Genomic DNA, 17,837 nt, shown 5'->3' on the forward strand with positions numbered 1-17,837 from the left:
GTTTGGGGCACAAGGGTGGAGCCGGCCTGTTACGGGCGCTTTGCCGCCGTGCCTCGACCCATCCGTCGAGAGCAAAGGTGCAGCGAAGCAGTGGAGAACCAGGCGACCCTGCAGGGCGTAGCGACCGGGGAGAGCGTCGGATCGAGGGCCGGTGCGGTATGGCCGGTCGAGCACGCACCGCCGGTCAGAACCCTGGTCGACGTCCTGGAGGCGGCCGCCGGTGCCTGCCCGCTGGCCCCGGCGCTCGACGCCGGCGGGGTCGTCCTGGACTACCGCTCGCTGCTGGCCGCCGCCGACCGGCTGGCCGGCCGGCTGGCCGCCGCCGGGATCGGCCGGGGCGACCGGGTCGGCGTCCGGGTCCCGTCCGGGACCGCCGACCTCTATATCGCCATCCTCGCCGTGCTGCGCACCGGCGCCGCGTACGTCCCGGTGGACGCGGACGACCCCGACGAGCGGGCCGAGCTGATCTGGTCCGACGCGCGCGTCTGCGCCGTGATCGGCGCCGACCAGGCGGTTGCGCCCAGCGCCGCCGTGCGCCCCGGCGGCCACCCGGCCCGTCCGACGCCCGACGACGACGCCTGGATCATCTTCACCTCCGGCACCACCGGCCGCCCCAAGGGCGTCGCGGTCAGCCACCGCTCGGCGGCCGCCTTCGTCGACGCCGAAGCCGGGCTCTTCCTGCGGGCGAACCCGCTCGGCCCCGGCGACCGGGTGCTGGCCGGCCTCTCGGTGGCCTTCGACGCCTCCTGCGAGGAGATCTGGCTCGCCTGGCGGCACGCCGCCTGCCTGGTCCCGGCGCCGCGCTCGCTGGTCAAGGCCGGCACCGACCTCGGGCCCTGGCTGGTGGAGCGCGGGATCACCGTGGTCTCCACCGTGCCGACCCTGCTGGCGCTCTGGCCGATCGAGTGCCTGGAGCGGGTCCGGCTGCTGATCGTCGGCGGCGAGGCCTGCCCGCCCGAGCTGGTCGACCGGCTGGCCGCACCGCACCGCGAGTTCTGGAACACCTACGGCCCCACCGAGACCACCGTGGTGGCCTGCGCGTCCCTGCTGACGCCCGGGCAGCCGGTGCGGATCGGCGCGCCGCTGGCCGGCTGGGAGATCGCCGTCGTCGACGGCGAGGGCAAGCCGGTCGCCTGGTACGAGACCGGCGAGCTGTTGATCGGCGGCGTCGGCGCCGCGCGCTACCTGGACCCGGCCAAGGACGCCGAGAAGTTCAGCCCGCACCCCTGGCTGCGCGGCCCCCGGGTCTACCGCAGTGGCGACCTGGTGCAGGCCGATCCGGCCGGCCTGGTCTTCGTCGGCCGCGCCGACGAGCAGGTCAAGCTGGCCGGCCGCCGGGTCGAGCTGGGCGAGATCGACGCCGCGCTGCAGGCGCTGCCCGGGGTCCGGGCGGCCGCCGCGGCCGTCCGCAGGACCGCCGCCGGCGGCGAGCTGCTGGTCGGCTACCTGGTCGCCGACCGGCAGTTCGACACCGCCGCCGCCCGGGCGCTGCTGCTCGACCGGCTGCCGCAGTCGCTGGTCCCGGTGCTGGCACTGGTCGATGCGCTGGCGACCAAGACCTCCGGCAAGGTCGACCGCGGCGCCCTGCCCTGGCCGCTCGCGAACCTGGGCGCGAACCCGGGGGACTCCGACGAGGACGACAGCACCCTGACCGGCACGGCCGGCTGGCTGGCCGCGCGCTGGCGCGAGCTGCTCGGCATGCCGGTGACGGCGCACAGCGACTTCTTCGCACTCGGCGGCACCAGCCTGGCCGCCGCCAAGCTGGTCTCCGTCCTGCGCGAGCGCCACCCCGGGGTCTCGGTCACCGATATCTACGGCCGCCCCGGCCTGCTGCAACTCGCCGCCCGCCTGGACGAGTTGAACCCGGCGAAGCCCGCAGCCGCGGCGTCGCCCGTGGCGGCCGTCCGCGCCGTGCGCCCGACGCCCCGCCGCGCCGGGCTGGTCCAACTGCTGGTGATCACCGCGAGCTTCGCCATCAGCGGCCTGCGCTGGGTGCTCGCGCTGGCCGCGCTGGACAACCTCACCGGCCGGCTCTCCTGGGCCCCGCACGCTCCGTGGTGGATCATCATCACCGGCTGGCTGCTGCTCTCCAGCGCGGCCGGCCGGCTCGTCCTCGGCTCCGCCGCCGCCCGGCTGCTGACCCTGGGCCTGAAACCCGGCGCCTATCCGCGCGGTGGCGCGGTGCATCTGCGGCTCTGGTCGGCCGAGCGCGCCGTCGCCCTCTTCAAACGTCGCGGCGCTGGTCGGCACCCCCTGGGCCCGGCACTACGCACGGGCGCTCGGCTGCCGGGTCGGCCGCGACGCCGAGCTGCACGCGATGCCCCCGGTCACCGGCCTCGGCAGCTTCGGCGCGGGCTGCTCGATCGAGCCCGAGGCGGACCTGGCGGGCTGGTGGCTGGACGGCGACGTGCTGCACCTGGGCAGCGTCAAGGTCGGCGCGGGCGCGCGGATCGGCACCCGCGCGATGCTGATGCCCGGCGCCCGGGTCGGCGATCGTGCCGATGTGGCGGCCGGCAGCTGCGTGCTCGGCGAGGTGCCGGTGCCGGCCGGCGAGCACTGGCACGGCTCCCCGGCCCGCCGGGCCGCCGGCGCCGTCGACGACTGGCCGGCGCCCGCGCAGCACCGCTCCAAGCGCTGGAGCCTCGCGTACGCGGTGTCGCTGCCGCTGCTGAGCCTGCTGCCGGTGGTCGCCGCGCTGCCCTCGTTCGCGATCGTCTTCTCGCTGGTGGACCAGGACCGGACGCTGGGCGCCGTGCTGACCCAGCTGCTGGTGGTCTCCCCGCTGCTCGCCGTGCTGACGCTGGCCTGCTACGCCGGGCTGACGGTGCTGCTGGTCCGGGCTCTGAGCGGCCCGATCCGGCCCGGCTTCCACCCCGCGCACGGCCGGACGGCCTGGTGCACCTGGGTGGTCAGCCGGCTGATGAACACGGCGCGCGGCTCGTTCTTCCCGCTCTACGCGAGCCTCTTCACGCCGGTCTGGCTGCGCCTGCTGGGGGCCAGGGTGGGCCGCCGGGTGGAGTCCTCCACGGTGCTCGCCCTGCCCGGGCTGATGACCGTGGACGACGGCGCCTTCCTCGCCGACGACACGCTGATCGCACCGTTCGAGATGCGCGGCGGCTGGCTGCGGCTGGGCGCCTCGCGGGTGGGCAAGCGGGCCTTCGTGGGCAACTCCGGCATCGTCGGTCCTGGCCGTGAGCTGCCGGACGACGCACTGGTCGGGGTGCTCTCGGACGCTCCCGCGCACGCCGAGCCGGGCTCGTCCTGGCTGGGCCGACCGGGCCTGTCGCTGCCCCGGGTCGCCGAGGCCGGCGACCTCAGCCGCACCTACGCTCCGCCGCGCCGGCTGATGGTGGCCCGGGCCGCGGTGGAGCTGTGCCGGCTGCTGCCGGTGGTCCTCGCCGTGATCCTCGGTGACCTGGTCGCGGTCGCGCTGCAGCAGGTGATCGACTCGGACGGGCTGGCCGCCGGCGCCGCGGTCAGCGGGCTGATCCTGATCGGCGCGGGTATCGCCGCCTGCCTGGTCTCGACGCTGGCGAAGTGGGTGCTGGTCGGACGGTTCCGGGCCGGGGAGCACCCGCTCTGGTCCGGCTTCGTCTGGCGCAACGAGCTGCACGACACCTTCGTCGAGGAGCTCGCCATGCCGTGGATGGGCCGCACGCTGATCGGCACGCCGTTCCTCAACCTCTGGCTGCGCTCGCTGGGCGCCCGGATCGGGCGCGGTGTGTGGTGCGAGACGCACTGGCTGCCGGAGACCGACCTGGTGCGGATCGAGGACGGTGCGAGCGTCAACCGCGGCTGCGTGCTGCAGACCCACCTCTTCCACGACCGGCTGATGCGCCTGGACGAGGTCCGGCTCGGCGCGGGGTCCACGCTGGGCCCGCACTCGATCGTGCTGCCGGGTTCCGAGCTCGGGGCGGGCACCTCGGTGGGCGCGTCCTCGCTGGTCATGCGCGGCGAGCAGATGCCGGCCGACTCGCGGTGGGCGGGCAATCCGGTGGCCGCCTGGCCGGTCGGTCCGTCCGGGCCGGGCGGCACGCAGGCCGACGAGACGGGCGACGAGACGACCGGGCAGCCGCGCCTGGTGGTGGTCGCCAAGCGTCACCCGGCGCCCGGACGCCACCGCCAGCAGGGCGGCTCCCAGCAGGTCGGCTCCCGCCGCCCGGTGAACGGCCGGCATCGCGAGCACGAGCGGCCGAGGCCGGCCCGGCGCCGCTGATCCCCGTTGACCTGATCGCGGCAGACGGCTGACGGCCGGCGGCCGGCCGGCGATCGCTCAGGCCGCGAACGCTGCCGCCGCCGGCGCCGCGTACGCCTCGCGCAGCCGCCGCTGCGCGTCGGGCCCGCCGCCCTGCCCGGTCCTGGCCAGCCGGTCCAGACCCAGCAGGGCGGCGCCCAGCACCGGCGGCGCGGTGACGATCCGCGGCTCGGCGTGCGGGGCGACCGCCCGCAGCCGGGCCGTCAGGTTGTCCAGCAGCAGCGGGTGCCGGGCGGCCAGCACCCCGCCGCCGAGCACCAGCGGCGCAGGCTCCGCCAGCAGCCCCAGGCGGGTCAGCGCGACCCGCGCCAGCCGGGCGATCTCGTCCGCCTGCCGGTCGATCAGCTCCAGCGCCGCCGGGTCGCCGTCCTGCGCGCAGCGGAAGAGCACCGGCACGATCTCGTGCAGCCGGCCCGCCGGGAGCTGCCCGAGATGGACGGCCTCGGCGACCGCGCCGGCCGAGGGCAGCTCGAAGTGCGCGGCGATGGCGGGGGCCAGCGTCGTGCCGGACCCCCGCCCGTCCTCCGCGCGGACCGCGTGGAACATCGCCTCGGCGGCCAGCCCGCCGCCGCCACCCCAGTCACCGGTCAGCTGGCCGAGCGCCGGGAACCGGGCGGTCCGCCCGTCCGGCAGCAGCCCGGCGCAGTTGATCCCGGCTCCGCAGACCACCGCCACCCCGCGCGGCGTGTCGGTACCGGCCCGCAGCAGGCCGAAGGTGTCGTTGGCCACCGCGGTGCTGCGCCCCCAGCGCTGGGCCGCGATGGCGTCCTGCAGCAGCCGCTCCTCCACCGGGAGATCGGCGTTGGCCAGGCATGCGCTGACGTGGCTGACCAGCACGCCGCCGACCGGCAGCCGCGCCTGCGCCGCCGCGGCCGCCGCCTCGACCAGCGGGGCCAGCAGGGCGACGGCGGCCTGCGGCCCGAGCAGCTGCGGTGCGAAGCCGCCGCCGCGCGCGGTGCCGAGCAGGCTGCCGTCGGCGCCGACCAGGGCGACGTCCGTCTTGCTGTTGCCGGCGTCGATGGCGAGGACGCCGGGCAGGAGTGGTTCGGGCTGGTGGTCCATCAGTCCTCTTCTAGGGCCTGTCCGGGAGAGCGTGCCGCTCAGGCCCAGCTCAGGTGCTGCCGGTTGTGGGCGAGCAGACGGTCCGTCAACTGGTCGGCGAGGTCGAACTGGCCGACCAGCGGGTGGGCCAGCAGGGCGTCGAAGACCCGGTCGCGGCCGCCCTTGAGGGCTGCCTCCAGGGCGAGTTGCTCGTACGCCGTGACGCTTGCGATCAGGCCCGCGTACAGCGGTTCGACCGGGCGCTGCGGCAGCGGCCGCACACCCTGCGGGTCCACCTCGGCCGGCACCTCGATCACCGCGTCGTCGGGGAGGAACGGCAGGACGCCGTCGTTGCGGGTGTTGACCACCTGCACGCTGGTGCCGCCGTCGGTGCCCAGCAGCGAGGCGATCAGGTTGACCGCGGCCTCCGAGTAGAAGGCGCCGCCGCGCTTGGCGAGCAGCTCCGGCTTGGTGTCCAGAGTCGGGTCCGCGTACAGCTCCAGGAGCTCCTTCTCGATCGCGCTGACCGCGGCCGCGCGCGAGCCCTTGACCTTCAACTCCTCGACCACCAGGTCGTGCTGGTAGAAGTAGCGCAGGTAGTAGGACGGCACCACGCCGAGCCGGCGGATCACCGGCAGCGGCAGCAGCAGGTCCTCGGCGATCTGCGGCCCGAAGCCGCTCAGCAGCTCCGGCAGCACCTCGCGGCCGCCGCTCGCGCCGGGGGCGTCCAGCAGGGTGACCCCGCGCTCCCAGCTCAGGTGGTTCAGGCCGACGTGCTCCAGGCGGATCAACTCCGGTGCGACGCCCAGGTGCTGGGCGAACTTCCGCTGGAATCCGATGGCCACGTTGCACAGCCCGACGGCCTGGTGGCCGGCACTCTGCAGGGCCCGGGTGACGATGCCGACCGGGTTGGTGAAGTCCACGATCCAGGCGTCGGGGTTGGCCCGGCGGACCCGCTCGGCGATGTCGAGCACCACCGGGACGGTACGCAGCGCCTTGGCCAACCCGCCTGCCCCGGTGGTCTCCTGGCCCACGCAGCCGCACTCCAGCGGCCAGCTCTCGTCCTCGCCTCGTGCCGCTTGCCCGCCGACCCGCAGCTGCAGCAGCACGGCGTGCGCGCCCTGGATGCCGGCGTCCAGGTCGGTGGTGGTGGTCACCTTCGCCGGGTGCCCCTGCTTGGCGAAGATCCGCCGGGCCAACGCGCCGATCAGCTCCAGCCGTTCGGCTGCCGGGTCGATCAGCACCAGCTCGCCGATCGGCAGGGTGTCGCGCAACCGCGCGAATCCGTCGATGAGTTCGGGCGTGTACGTCGAACCGCCGCCCACAATCGAGAGTTTGAGAGACATCAGCCCTTGACCCCTGTCAGTGTCACGCCTTCGATGAAGGCCTTTTGTGCGAAGAAGAACAGAACGATGACGGGTGCCATGACGAGGAGGGTTGCTGCCATGGTGAGGTTCCAGTTGGTGTGGTGGGCGCTTTTGAAGGATTCCAGACCGTAGGAGAGGGTCCAGGCGCCGGGGTTCTCACTGGAGTAGATCTGCGGCCCGAAGTAGTCGTTCCAGCAGTAGAAGAACTGGAAGAGCGCGACCGCCGCGACGGCCGGCTTGGCCATCGGCAGGATCACGCGCAGCAAGGTCCGCACTTCCCCGCAGCCGTCGATCCTGGCCGCCTCCACATACTCCTTCGGAATCGTCAGCAGGAACTGCCGCAGCAGGAAGATGGTGAAAGCGTCTCCGAAGGCCATCGGGATGATCAACGGCCAGAGCGTGCCGGTGAGATGCAGTTGCTTCGCCCAGAAGAGGTACATCGGAATGACCGTCACCTGCGGCGGCAGCATCATCATCGAAATGACCGCCATCAGTGCCAGATTGCGCCCGCGAAAGCGGAACCGGGCGAGTGCGTAGGCGACCGGAACGCTGGAGACGACGGTCAGCACGGTGCCCGCGCCCGCGTAGACCAGGGTGTTGCGCCACCAGGTGAGGAAGCCAGGGGTCTCCCAGGCCTTGGCGTAGTTTCCCCACTCCCAGTGCTGCGGCCAGAAGTTCGAGGTGAGCGCCTGCTGGTCGGTCATCACCGAGGTGAGGAAGACGAAGACGAACGGCAGCAGGAAGAACAGCGCGGCGACCAGGGCCACCGAGTGCACGGCGACCCACTGCAGCGCCGCGCGGCGCCGGGCCACCCGCGCGGCGGCCGTACGGGCGCCGGCCGGCGCGGGGAGGCGGACGGGTGAGCTGAGGGCATCGGTCATGGGTCAGTCCTCAGCCGTCATGAAGCCCGACTTGCGCCGGAGCAGGATCGAGGTGAAGGCCATCGAGATGGCGAAGAGGATCAGCGCGACCACGCAGGCGGAGCCGGTGTCGAAGCGCTGGAAGCCCAGGTTGTAGACCATCTGCGGCAGGGTCCAGGTGGAGCCGTGCGGATAGCCGGGCTCGAACTGCTCGCCCGAGCCGCCGATGATGCCGCTGGCGACCTGGCCGGCCACGATGGCCTGGGTGTAGTACTGCATGGTCTGGATCACGCCGGTGACCACCGCGAACATCACGATCGGGGTGATGTTGGGGAAGGTGACGTAGCGGAACCGCTGCCAGGGTCCCGCGCCGTCCAGCTCGGCCGCCTCGTACTGCTCGGTGGGCACGTCGAGCAGCGCGGCCATGAAGATCACCATCAGGTCGCCGACGCCCCAGACCGCGAGCATCGTCAGGGCCGGCTTCGACCAGGTCGGGTCGTTGAACCAACCCGGCTGCGGCAGACCCAGCTTGCCGAGGTAGTGGTCCACCGGTCCGGTGCCGGGGTTGAGCAGGAAGGCGAAGGCGATCGTGGCGGCCACCGGCGGCGCCAGGTAGGGCAGGTAGAACGCGGTGCGGAAGAAGCCCAGGCCGCTCTTGATCTTGGTGACCAGCAGCCCGATCCCCAGCCCGAAGACGACCCGCAGCGCGACCATCACCACGACCAGCCAGAGCGTGTTGCGCAGACCCACCCAGAAGAACGGGTAGTCGGTGAAGACATAGCTCCAGTTCTTCAGCCCGGTGAAGACCGGCGCCGCGAACCCGTCGTACTTCATGAAGGAGAAGTAGACGGTGGAGACCAGCGGGTAGAGGAAGAAGACGCCGAAGCCGATCAGCCAGGGCGACAGGAAGGCCAGCGTGCGGGCCGCCTCCCGCCGGTACTTGCGGCGAAGCGCCGGCGGGACGGGCGGGCGGTCAACCGCCTTGCGGTCAACTGCCCTGCGGGAGCCGAGTGTCAGTGCCATGAGTGCGTGTCACCCGCCGTCACTTGGCCTGGTTCACGGCGGCGTCGATCTCCTTGGCGGTGGCCGCGAGGCCGGCCGCCAGATCGGTCTGCTTGCCGCTCTCGACGTCGTAGCCGAGGTTCTGCAGGCTCACCTGGTACGCGCCGCCGTTGATACTGGCGGGCGTGGTGCTGGAGTTGGGGTTGCGGGCGATGTCCAGGAAGGTCTTGAAGTTCGGATCGTCCACCAGCTTCGGCGAGTTGAGCGCCGCGACGGTGCTCGGCACATTGTGGATGGCGTTGGCGAAGCTCACCACCGCGTCCGTGTCGGTGGTCAGGTACTTCACCAACTCCCAGGCGGCGGCCTGCTTCTTGCTGCCCTGGGCGATCCCGACGATGGTGCCGGTCTGGTAGCCGCGGCCGTACGTGGAGGCGAGTGCGTCCGGCACCGGGAACGGCGCGGTGGCCCAGTCGATCGAGGCCTTGTCGTCGGCGATCGAGGCGGTCCGCCACTCGCCGTCGATGGCCATCGCCACCTGGCCGGTCTCGAAGGGGTTCTTGGCGCTGAACTCGTCGCCGAAGGTGGTGCGGAACTTCTCCAGCTTGTCGAAGCCGCCCAGTTGGCCGATCAGGTTCTTCTGCCAGGTCAGCATGGCCGTCACCGACGGGTCGGTGGCGAGGTTCGACGTGCCGTCCGGGCCGAAGTAGGTGGCGCCCCACTGGCCGAGGTAGTGCGCGGGGGAGGACTCGTAGCCGTGGTAGTCCGGCATGAAGCCGAGCTGCTGGTAGCCGTCGCCCTTGGCGATGGTCAGCTTGACGGCGTCGGCGTCGAACTCGCTGAGCGTCTTGGGCGGCGCGGTGATGCCGGCCGCCGCGAACTCCGTCTTGTTGTAGTACAGCCCGTACGCGTCGGCCTCCAGCGGCAGCGAGCACTGGTCGCCCTGGAACTGGCTGTACTGGAGCATCGGGGCGGGGAAGGTGGCGGCCGGGTCGATGTTGTCCTTCTTGAGGAAGGGCGTGAGGTCGGCCCAGACCTTGGAGGAGCAGAACTTGCCGACGTTGTCGGTGGTGAAGGAGGAGACCACGTCCGGCGCGTCGGGGCCGCCGGCCCGCAGCGCCTGCTCGCTCTTGTCGTCGGAGATGTTGGCGACGACCTTGACGTGGATGTTCGGGTGCAGCTTCTCGAAGTCGGCGATGTTGGCGTTGATCGCGCCGGTCTCGTTGTCCTGGCTCCAGCCGTGCCAGAAGGTGATGGTGACGTCCTTGCCGCTGGCCGAGTCGTCGGCGCCGCCGGTCGAGTTGGTTCCGGTGCAGGCGCCGGCGAGCAGGGCGACGGTGGCGCTCAGGCTCAGGGCGGCGGCCAGTCGGCGGGATCTTCCGGGGGTGCGGTTGCTGGGCACGGATGGTCCTCCTGGGGGTACACCGGGGCAGGCGTCATCGCCTGCCGGCCCGGGTGTGGATGGGGGAAGGAAGATCGGATCAAGCGGTTGGGTCAGGCGGTGGTGAAGGCCGTCTCCCGGGCGGCGGTCAGGGCGCGCTGCAGGGCGCCGTGCAGTACGGGGGAGCCCGGGACGGTGCTGCTGCGCAGCTCGGGGCGCGGCACGGCCAGCCCCGTCAGCTCCTCGTGGACGAGGTCGCGCAGCCGCTCGCCCCCGGCGGTCGGGATGCCGCCGGAGAGCACCACCAGCTCGGGGTCGATCACCGCGACGATCGCGGCCAGCCCGGTGGCCAGCCGGTTCGCCAGCACGGCGAGGAACTCGTCGCCCGCGCCCGGGGTCGCCAGCGCGGTCGCGATCGCCTCCTCGGCCGTCCCGCCGGCCAGCCGGTGCTCCTTGGCGAGCGCCAGCACGGCGTCGGCCCCGGCGAGCTTCTGGAACCCGCCGGAGTTCTCCCGGCGGACGTTGCGGATCAGCGGGGCGCCGGGCACCGGCATGTAGCCGACCTCACCGGCGCCGCCGGTGAAGCCCCGGTGCAGCTGCCCGGCGATCATGATCGCCGCGCCGATGCCCTCCTCCGCCCAGAGCAGCACGAAGTCGTCGTAGCCCTGCGCGCAGCCGAGCACCCGCTCGGCGACGGCGGCGAGGTTGACGTCGTTCTCGATCGAGACGGGGGCGCCCAGGGCGGCCTGCAACTCGGCGGGCAGCCGGGGTGAGTGCCAGCCGGGCAGGTGCGCGGCGTAGCGCAGCTTGCCGGTGGCCGGGTCGAGCGCGCCGGGGGTGCCGATCACGATCTCGCCGATGCTCCCCGCCTCCAGCCCGGCCAGCCGAACCGTCTCGGCCAGCCCGTCGGCGAGCCGCTGGACGGTGCCGGCGGCCTGCCGGGGCGGGGTCGCCAGCAGGTGCTCGGCGAGCGTGCGGCCGGTGATGTCGGCCACCGCGAACAGCGTGTGGGTGGGCTTCACGTCCAGCCCGGCCACATAGCCGGCCGCCGGATTCACCTGGTACAGCTGCGCGTTGGGCCCGGGGCCGCCGGCCGTGGTGCCGACCGGGACCACCAGACCGGCCGCCGAGAGCCGGGCCAGCAGCTGGGAGGCGGTGGGCTTGGAGAGCCCGGTCAGGGTGCCGATCCTGGTCCGGGAGAGCGGGCCGTGCTCGAGCAGCAGATCGAGCGCGGCCCGGTCGTTGATCGCCCGCAGCCGGCTGGGGGTGCCGGGGCGCGGGGTGGGAGTGGCGGAGGCGGTGGGGCGGGTGGTGTCGGTCACAAGCTGATCCTCCTCCGTCGACCGGGGCGGTTGCCACGCAGGTAATTGTTAGTAAAGTTTCCAATCGCTGAGAGGAAGGTAGGGCGCGGCTCGGGAGGGTGTCAATGACCGCTTCACGACTGGTTGCCGATCCGTTACCGCCGCAGCCGGGCCGGACACGCCGAAGCCCCGTCCCTGAACAGCGGGGACGGGGCTTCGGGAGCGGCGTGGCTACGGCACCTTGGGCGGGCTCGTCGGGTCCTCGGCGGTGTGCTGCACCGGCATCGGTATCGGCCGGGTCGCCAGCGAGCGTGCCGAGGCCGGGTCGGAGAGCGCCGAGGGCGGCAGGGTGTCCACCGGCGCCGGCCCGGGCGCGGCCGGGCTCGGCTCCTCCTTGAGCTTGATCCCGGCCTGGTCGAACGCGTGCTTCAGCCGCTGGCGCAGCCCGCGGGTGACCAGCGAGGCCTTGCCCGGCATGGTCCTGGCCTCCACTCGCAGCACCACCGTCTCGGCGGCCACCGACTCCACCCCGAGCACCCGCACCGGGTCCCAGAGCAGCTCGTCCCACGGCGCTTCCTTGGCCATCGCCTCGGCGCTGTCCAGGATCAGCTCCTCGACCATCGCCAGGTCCTCCCGGTAGCCGACCTGGACGTCCACCGTCGCGGTCGACCAGCCCTGGCTCATGTTGGCGATCCGCTTGACCTCGCCGTTGCGGATGTACCAGATCTCGCCGGTCGCGCCGCGCAGCTTGGTCACCCGCAGCCCGACCTCCAGCACCGTGCCGCTGGCGACGCCGGTGTCGATCTCGTCGCCCACGCCGTACTGGTCCTCCATGATCATGAAGACCCCGGAGAGGAAGTCGGTCACCAGGTTGCGCGCGCCGAAGCCGATCGCCACCCCCGCGACCCCGGCGCTGGCCAGCAGCGGAGCCAGGTCCACCCCGAGGTCGGCCAGCACCATCAGCGCCGCGGTGCCCATGATGCTGAACGAGGCCACGCTCAGCAGCACCGAGCCGATCGCCGCCGAGCGCTGATGGCGGCGCTCGGAGTTGACCAGCAGCCCGCCCAGCCGGCTGCTCTCGGGCGACTCGTGCTCGCTCTCCTTGGACATCCGCGCTATCAACTGCGTGATCAGCTTGCGCACCACGGCCCGCAGCACCAGGGCCAGCACGAGGATGAAGACGATCCGCACCGCCACCTCGACCCAGGTCTGCCAGTTGGTGTCGAGCCAGCTGGCCGCCTGCCGGGTACTGGTGGAGACCTGTTCGGCACTGGTGGGCAGATCCAGCCCGCTCGCGGGGTGACCGTCGGCGGCCAGCGGGAGGAGGGCCGGGAATCCGGTCCGGCTCACGTCGGGGGACCTTCCTGCAGGGGACGGGGTAGCAATCGCCCCGTCGTGCAGAACACCGCCGCTCGCGCGGGCCGATCGCCTGAGCCTATCGCCCGGCGGCGGTCTCCCCGAGCCGTCGACCGGTCGGCGGGTCGTACGAACAGGTGATCCGGCCGACCCGGCCCGCAGCGTCCGCCGGCCGTTCGAGTGCAGCGGAGTCCGGCTCTGGGCATAGAGCTAGCACGGCGGGCTATGACAGAAGCCACTCCGGTCCGTTATCCGGTAATGGTGGCGCCGTACAAAGTCGTAAGGCGACACTGGGGGTGATCGCGCAGCGATGTGCGGTCATCCGCTCGTCCCGGCGCGAGCCACGCGCCGCAGGCGTCCAAGGAGGCATCCGTGCCGCATGTCCTGGTCCTCAACGCGTCCTACGAGCCACTCGGCGTCGTATCGATGCGCCGCGCACTCATCCTCGTCCTCAATCACAAGGCGATCAGCCTGGAGGACTCGGAATTCACCATGCACAGCGCCACCAGCGCCGTTACGGCGCCGTCCGTCGTCCGACTGACCCGGTTCGTCCGGGTCCCTTTCTGCGGGCCTGTACCGCTCACCCGCCGCGCACTCTTCGCCCGTGACCACGGGCGCTGCGTCTACTGCGGGGCCGCCGCGACCAGCGTCGACCACGTCATCCCGCGCAGTCGCGGCGGCCAGCACCGCTGGGACAACGTGGTGGCGGCCTGCCGCCGCTGCAACCACGTCAAGGCCGACCGCCACCTGACCGAACTGGGCTGGCGGATGAAACGACCACCGGCCCCGCCCAGCGGCCTCGCCTGGCGCATCATCGGAACCGGGATCAAGGACCCGCGCTGGCGGCCCTACCTGGAGCCCTACGGAGCCACGGACCAGTTCCGCGACTTCGAGCACCACGACCATACCGACCACGGGGGAGTCACACCGGTCCCGCTGGGCCGGTCCCGTCCCGTCCACCGCGGTGAGCAGCCCGAATCGCTCACCGCCTGACCCCAAGGCCTGGCCGTACGGTACGCCTCATGGGCCGGCGGCGCGCTCCCGGTGAGCGCGCGGCCGGCCCGCCGGCGTTTCGGGGGCCGGGCTCAGTGCTGGACCGGCATCGCGGGCATGGACGGCGACGGCATGGGGGGCATCGGCACCCCGCCGGCCGGCACCGCTGACGTGGGCGACGGCACGGGCGTCGGCGGAGCGGTCGGCGGCGGCGAGCCGGCGGGCGCCGACGGTACCCCGCTGGGCGTCGTGGTGGGCGCCGTGGTGGGTGCACCCGGGCCGGTGGGGGCCGTCGGCGGGGTGACCGGCGTGCTGGGCGCCGTCGGGGCTCCGGCCACCGCGTACGCCTCGATGCCGAAGAGCGAGTAGCCGTACCTGGTGGCCCGGTTGACACCCTGCATCCGCACGAACTGCGTCCCCGGCGCGTCGAAGCGCACCGTCTCGGTGCCCCCGTGGCCGTTGGCCACCGTCGCCACCGTCGCCACCGTCGTCCAGGTCACGCCGTCCGGCGAGGTCTGCACCAGGTACGACGAGGCGTACGCGCCCTGCCAGTGCAGTACCACCGAGCCCAGCCGGGTGGGCTGCGCCAGCTGGAGCTGCACCCAGGCGTTGTCCACCGGGGGCGAGGCCCACCGGGTGGCGGCGTTGCCGTCGGTCACCGCGGAGGCCGGGTACTTGGCGGACAGGTCGCCCGAGGAGCTTGCCGTGGCGGTCAGCGCCAGGTCGGGCCCGGCGGTCGGCGGCACCACGTGCACCTGGAGCGTCTGGCGGATGGTCACCCCGTTGCTGGTGAAGTCGACCGGCACGGCGTACGTCCCCGACGGCGTCCCGGCGGCGGCGCTGACCTGCACCGCTGTGTCGGCCCGACCGCCGCGCGGCACGCTGACCGGGGCGCCGGGCGTGCCCGGGGCGGGCGCCGGGGTGACGGTCAGCCCCGGCACGCCGGCCGGCGGCTCGGCGTGGACCTCGCCGCTCGCGCCCTCCGGACGGACGGCGTCCACCGCGGCCTGGGTGCCGGCGGGCGTGGCCGCGCCGGCGATCACGTCCAGCTCCGGATCGGCCAGCGTCAGCCGGGCGATCGGCAGATCGGCGTACCAAGGGACGATCTGGTTGACCACCGGCGCGTCGCCGCCCGGCGCCCAGGTCAGCCGCAGCGCGTCGGCGGGCTGGCCGCCCGTCGGGATCTCGTTGTAGCCGGGCTGCAGGGTGCCGACCCGCGCCCAGCTGCCGTCCGCCTTGCGGACGTCGACGGTCGCGGTGGCCTTCACCGTCGGATCGGTCAGCACGGTGATCCGGTCCAGCGGACGGGTCTGGCCCAGGTCGACGGTGAGCGGGGTGTCGGCGGCGGTCGGCGGGGCGGCCGCCCGGTAGGCGGTGTCCGGGTCGCCGTCCAGCACCGAGCTGATCGAGGAGCCGGCCGCCGGGGCCGGGCCGCCGGAGACGGTGACCTGGTCGGCGCCGGGCGCGCTGACGCTGAAGTCCCGTACGGCCACGGCGGTCTGCTGGGTGGCGGTGGCCCGCAGCCGGATCGCCTTGACCAGCACGCCGTCCGGCAGCTTGGCGGCCACCGTCTTCTGGTTGTGCACCTTCACCAGCTGCTTCCAGCCGCCGTCGCCGGTGGTGTACTCCAGCACGCCGTCGTGCAGGTAGTCGTCGGCCGCGGCGGCCGCGTCGCTGCCCGGGTCGGCCTGGCCGTCGGTGGAGCCCATCCGCACGGTGACGGTGTCCACCGGGCGGCCGTCCCCGAGGTCGATCCCGAAGGCGTCGCCGTGCTGCGGCGGGTCCGAGGTCCAGTAGAAGGTGTCCGGCGAGGAGTCGGTCATCAGCTCCGGGCCGTGGTCGTTGGCGGCGCCCATGGTGGTGGTCGGGCTGAGCGATCCGGCGCTCACCCCCGACCAGCTGTCGGAGGCCTGCAGCGCCTGGTCGAGGAACGGGTCGAGCACGCCGGCGCCGACCGTCACCGCGCCCTGCGCGAGCTGGGTGCGCAGCTGCCGCAGGGTGACCCGGGCCTGCCAGGCGCCGGCACCGTCGCCGTGGTGCTGGGCGAGCAGCATGTCCACGGCGGCCTGCCCGGCCTGCCCGTACGTGCCCAGCCGGCTGAGCCACGGCGCGGTCTCGGCGGCCAGGCTGCCGTCGGCGGCGTCGGGGCCCGCGCCGAGCGCCGCCGGGGCGCCCGCCATCGTGCTGAAGGCGGCTCGCAGCGGGTCGGCGGCCTGCTGGAGCTTGCCGAGGTCCACCGTGCCGCCGCCGGCGGGCTGCAGCGCGGCCCAGAAGGCGGCCAGCAGCGGGGTCAGGTAGCCGGACTCCTGGCCGGCCAGCGGCGAGGAGGCGCTGTTGCCGGCCAGCGCGGTCAGTGCGGCGAGCGCCGGGCCGCTGCCCGCGTCGGTGGGGGAGCCGGGGACGGCGCCGGCGGCCACCGCGCGCAGCGCGTACTGCCAGGACGCGTCCGACTGGTAGCCGGTCGGGTTCCAGCCGAAGTCGGCGGCGGTGGAGAACGCGATCCGGGAGGCGGTCGGCTGCTGCATGCCCGAGGTCAGCAGCATCGCCGAGTCGGTGGCCACCCCCGGGTCGCGGCCGACGTAGGGGCCCAGGTAGAGCCGGTCCGGCGTGGAGTCGTTGACCGGGTAGTTGTCCATGGTGACCAGCGGGTGCTGCAGCAGCGCCGCGGTGTCGGTGGTCTGACCGGTGGTGATCGTCCCCGGGATCACCCCGACGCCGGTCCAGGCGATCTGGACCGCCGAGGGCAGGCCGGCCGCCAGCGCGGTGCGGTAGATGCTCGGGCCCGCCTGGTAGTACTCGGTGGGGACGATGGAGAGCGGCGCCAGGTCGGGGTTGGCGGCGATCAGCCGGCTCTGCACCTTGGCGGCCAGCTCGGACTGCGCCTTGGCGGCGGCGGCCGCCCCGGTGCCGTACGTCCGACTGTCCTGCGAGCAGTGCCACTCGTTGTAGTTGTAGGCGACGTCCTGGAACTGCAGTTGGAAGGCCTCGAAGCCGAGCTCGCGCATCGCCGCCAGCTTGGCGATCAGCGCGTCGACGTCCTTGCCGGAGCTGTAGCAGAAGCTCTGGTTGGGGGCGACGGCGTAGCCGAGCGTGACGTGGTTCAGCCGCGCGCGGTCGGCCAGCGCGCGCAGGTCGGCCTGCTGGTCGGCCGGGTACGGGTCGCGCCACTGCGCCTGGCGGTAGGGGTCGTCGCCGGGGGCGTAGAGGTAGAAGTTCTGCTTGGTGCGGCCCAGGAAGTCGATCTGGTCCAGCCGTTGGGCGGTGGTCCACGGGGTGCCGAAGAAGGACTCGGCGATGCCGCGCACCGGCGCGCCGGTCGGCCAGTCGCGCAGCACGATGCCGGGGAACCCGAAGGCACCGGCGCTCTGCCCCTGGCCCGCCGGGATGCCGGTGAGCAACTGGCGCAGGCTCTGCGCCGCGTGGAACGTGCCCTCGGCGTCCACCCCGGCGAGCACCACGACGCCGTACGTCCCGGCGGCGCCGGGGACGGGCAGCTGACCGGCCGCCAGCACATAGCCGCCGGGCGCGAGGCCGGCCGGGGAGGGTGCGCCGAGGGCGTGCAGCGCCTGCTGCGCGCCGCCGTCCGACTCCTCGCCCGGGCCGCCGACGTACACCACCAGCGAGCCGGGCGCGGGGGTCGGGGCGGGGGTGGTGAAGCCGGTCGCGCCCGCGTCGCCCAGCACCTCGCGGACGGCGTCCAGCGCGCCCGGGTCCGCCTGCGGGGCGAGCGCCAGGACGACCGAGGCCGGCACCGCCACCGGCTTGCCGGCCAGGTGCTGCTCCTGCGGCTGCGGGAAGACCTGCGGGTTCGCCAGGTTGCCCAGCGGGGTGCGGACCGGTGCCGGGGCGCTGACCGAGATCGCTGAGCCCTGGCCGGGCGCGGCCGAGGCCGGTGCGGTGGCCAGCAGGGTGCCGATCACGGCGGCGACGGAGAGCGTGGCGGCGATCCGCAGGGTAGTCCGACGCTGGGTCAGGACGCCGGTGCCCGAGGTGGTCCGGCCCATCAGGACGCGGACCTCCGGCAGCAGCGGCTCGGTGCCCTTGAGGTCGGCGATCAGCAGGTCGGCGGTGCGCGGGGCGACCAGGCGGGCGGTCCTGGCGGTGGCGCGCCGGGTGACCAGGACGGCTGGGTGGTGGAGGACTTCGCGCAGAGCCGGGCTGTCTTCGAGCTGCTGCCGCAACCGCCTTCCGGCGGCTGCGGACACACGGGTCTGCACAGGGGCCTCCTCGCGGCCGAGGGGCAGTTCGGCCGAACGGGGTGATCGACGGGCGCGCGACGAACCC

Annotated in this window: 10 protein-coding genes and 1 pseudogene; 3 read left to right on the forward strand and 8 right to left on the reverse strand. The window is 73.5% G+C overall.

Annotation, left to right across the window (positions count from 1 at the left end; all coding sequences use genetic code 11):
• Positions 1-90: 90 nt before the first annotated feature.
• Both P3T34_RS39970 and P3T34_RS39975 read left to right on the forward strand, forming a co-directional pair.
• Positions 91-1,791 (forward strand): annotated as a pseudogene (locus P3T34_RS39970) (non-ribosomal peptide synthetase); the annotation flags it as partial.
• A 382-nt stretch (positions 1,792-2,173) separates the two neighbouring features.
• On the forward strand, positions 2,174-4,216 hold the full coding sequence (locus P3T34_RS39975) for a Pls/PosA family non-ribosomal peptide synthetase (RefSeq protein WP_348534760.1): 2,043 nt from the start codon (positions 2,174-2,176) through the stop codon (positions 4,214-4,216).
• A 57-nt stretch (positions 4,217-4,273) separates the two neighbouring features.
• Here P3T34_RS39975 and P3T34_RS27605 read toward each other — a convergent pair whose 3' ends face one another.
• The 7 genes from P3T34_RS27605 to P3T34_RS27635 form a co-directional block, all read right to left on the reverse strand.
• Positions 4,274-5,317 (reverse strand): BadF/BadG/BcrA/BcrD ATPase family protein, encoded by a 1,044-nt coding sequence (locus P3T34_RS27605; RefSeq protein WP_280668729.1) that lies wholly within the window; start codon positions 5,315-5,317, stop codon positions 4,274-4,276.
• A 38-nt stretch (positions 5,318-5,355) separates the two neighbouring features.
• Positions 5,356-6,642, reverse strand: coding sequence for a 6-phospho-beta-glucosidase (locus P3T34_RS27610; RefSeq protein WP_280668730.1), 1,287 nt, complete (start codon positions 6,640-6,642; stop codon positions 5,356-5,358).
• Positions 6,642-7,544, reverse strand: a complete 903-nt coding sequence (locus P3T34_RS27615) for a carbohydrate ABC transporter permease (protein ID WP_280668731.1) — start codon at positions 7,542-7,544, stop codon at positions 6,642-6,644. The genes P3T34_RS27610 and P3T34_RS27615 overlap by 1 nt, the downstream gene beginning before the upstream one ends.
• Positions 7,545-7,547: 3 nt before the next feature.
• Positions 7,548-8,546 carry a sugar ABC transporter permease gene (locus P3T34_RS27620; RefSeq protein ID WP_280668732.1) on the reverse strand — a complete coding sequence of 333 codons (999 nt, stop codon included), beginning with the start codon at positions 8,544-8,546 and terminating at the stop codon, positions 7,548-7,550.
• Positions 8,547-8,565: 19 nt separating this feature from the next.
• Entirely contained in the window at positions 8,566-9,924 is a 1,359-nt protein-coding gene (locus P3T34_RS27625; RefSeq protein ID WP_280668733.1) for an ABC transporter substrate-binding protein, read from the reverse strand.
• Between the two features lie 92 nt (positions 9,925-10,016).
• The gene (locus P3T34_RS27630; RefSeq protein WP_280668734.1) at positions 10,017-11,225 is read right to left on the reverse strand and encodes an ROK family transcriptional regulator; all 1,209 of its coding nucleotides are present in this window, start codon (positions 11,223-11,225) and stop codon (positions 10,017-10,019) included.
• Positions 11,226-11,435: 210 nt separating this feature from the next.
• Positions 11,436-12,491 (reverse strand): mechanosensitive ion channel family protein, encoded by a 1,056-nt coding sequence (locus P3T34_RS27635; protein ID WP_280672435.1) that lies wholly within the window; start codon positions 12,489-12,491, stop codon positions 11,436-11,438.
• A 441-nt stretch (positions 12,492-12,932) separates the two neighbouring features.
• On the opposite strand from P3T34_RS27635, the gene P3T34_RS27640 reads away from it, so the two are divergent.
• Positions 12,933-13,553 (forward strand): HNH endonuclease, encoded by a 621-nt coding sequence (locus tag P3T34_RS27640; protein ID WP_280668736.1) that lies wholly within the window; start codon positions 12,933-12,935, stop codon positions 13,551-13,553.
• A gap of 92 nt (positions 13,554-13,645) precedes the next feature.
• On the opposite strand, the gene P3T34_RS27645 is transcribed toward P3T34_RS27640, so the two are convergent.
• Entirely contained in the window at positions 13,646-17,770 is a 4,125-nt protein-coding gene (locus P3T34_RS27645; protein WP_280668737.1) for a beta-N-acetylglucosaminidase domain-containing protein, read from the reverse strand.
• Positions 17,771-17,837 lie beyond the last annotated feature (67 nt).

Source organism: Kitasatospora sp. MAP12-44 (genome assembly GCF_029892095.1).
GTDB lineage: Bacteria > Actinomycetota > Actinomycetes > Streptomycetales > Streptomycetaceae > Kitasatospora.

Bases quoted from the DNA above. Each gene is read 5' to 3' on its own strand.
- P3T34_RS27605 (WP_280668729.1), bottom strand. From the start codon at position 5,317: ATGGACCACCAGCCCGAACCACTCCTGCCCGGCGTCCTCGCCATCGAC.
- P3T34_RS27615 (WP_280668731.1), bottom strand. From the start codon at position 7,544: ATGACCGATGCCCTCAGCTCACCCGTCCGCCTCCCCGCGCCGGCCGGC.
- P3T34_RS27620 (WP_280668732.1), bottom strand. From the start codon at position 8,546: ATGGCACTGACACTCGGCTCCCGCAGGGCAGTTGACCGCAAGGCGGTT.
- P3T34_RS27610 (WP_280668730.1), bottom strand. From the start codon at position 6,642: ATGTCTCTCAAACTCTCGATTGTGGGCGGCGGTTCGACGTACACGCCC.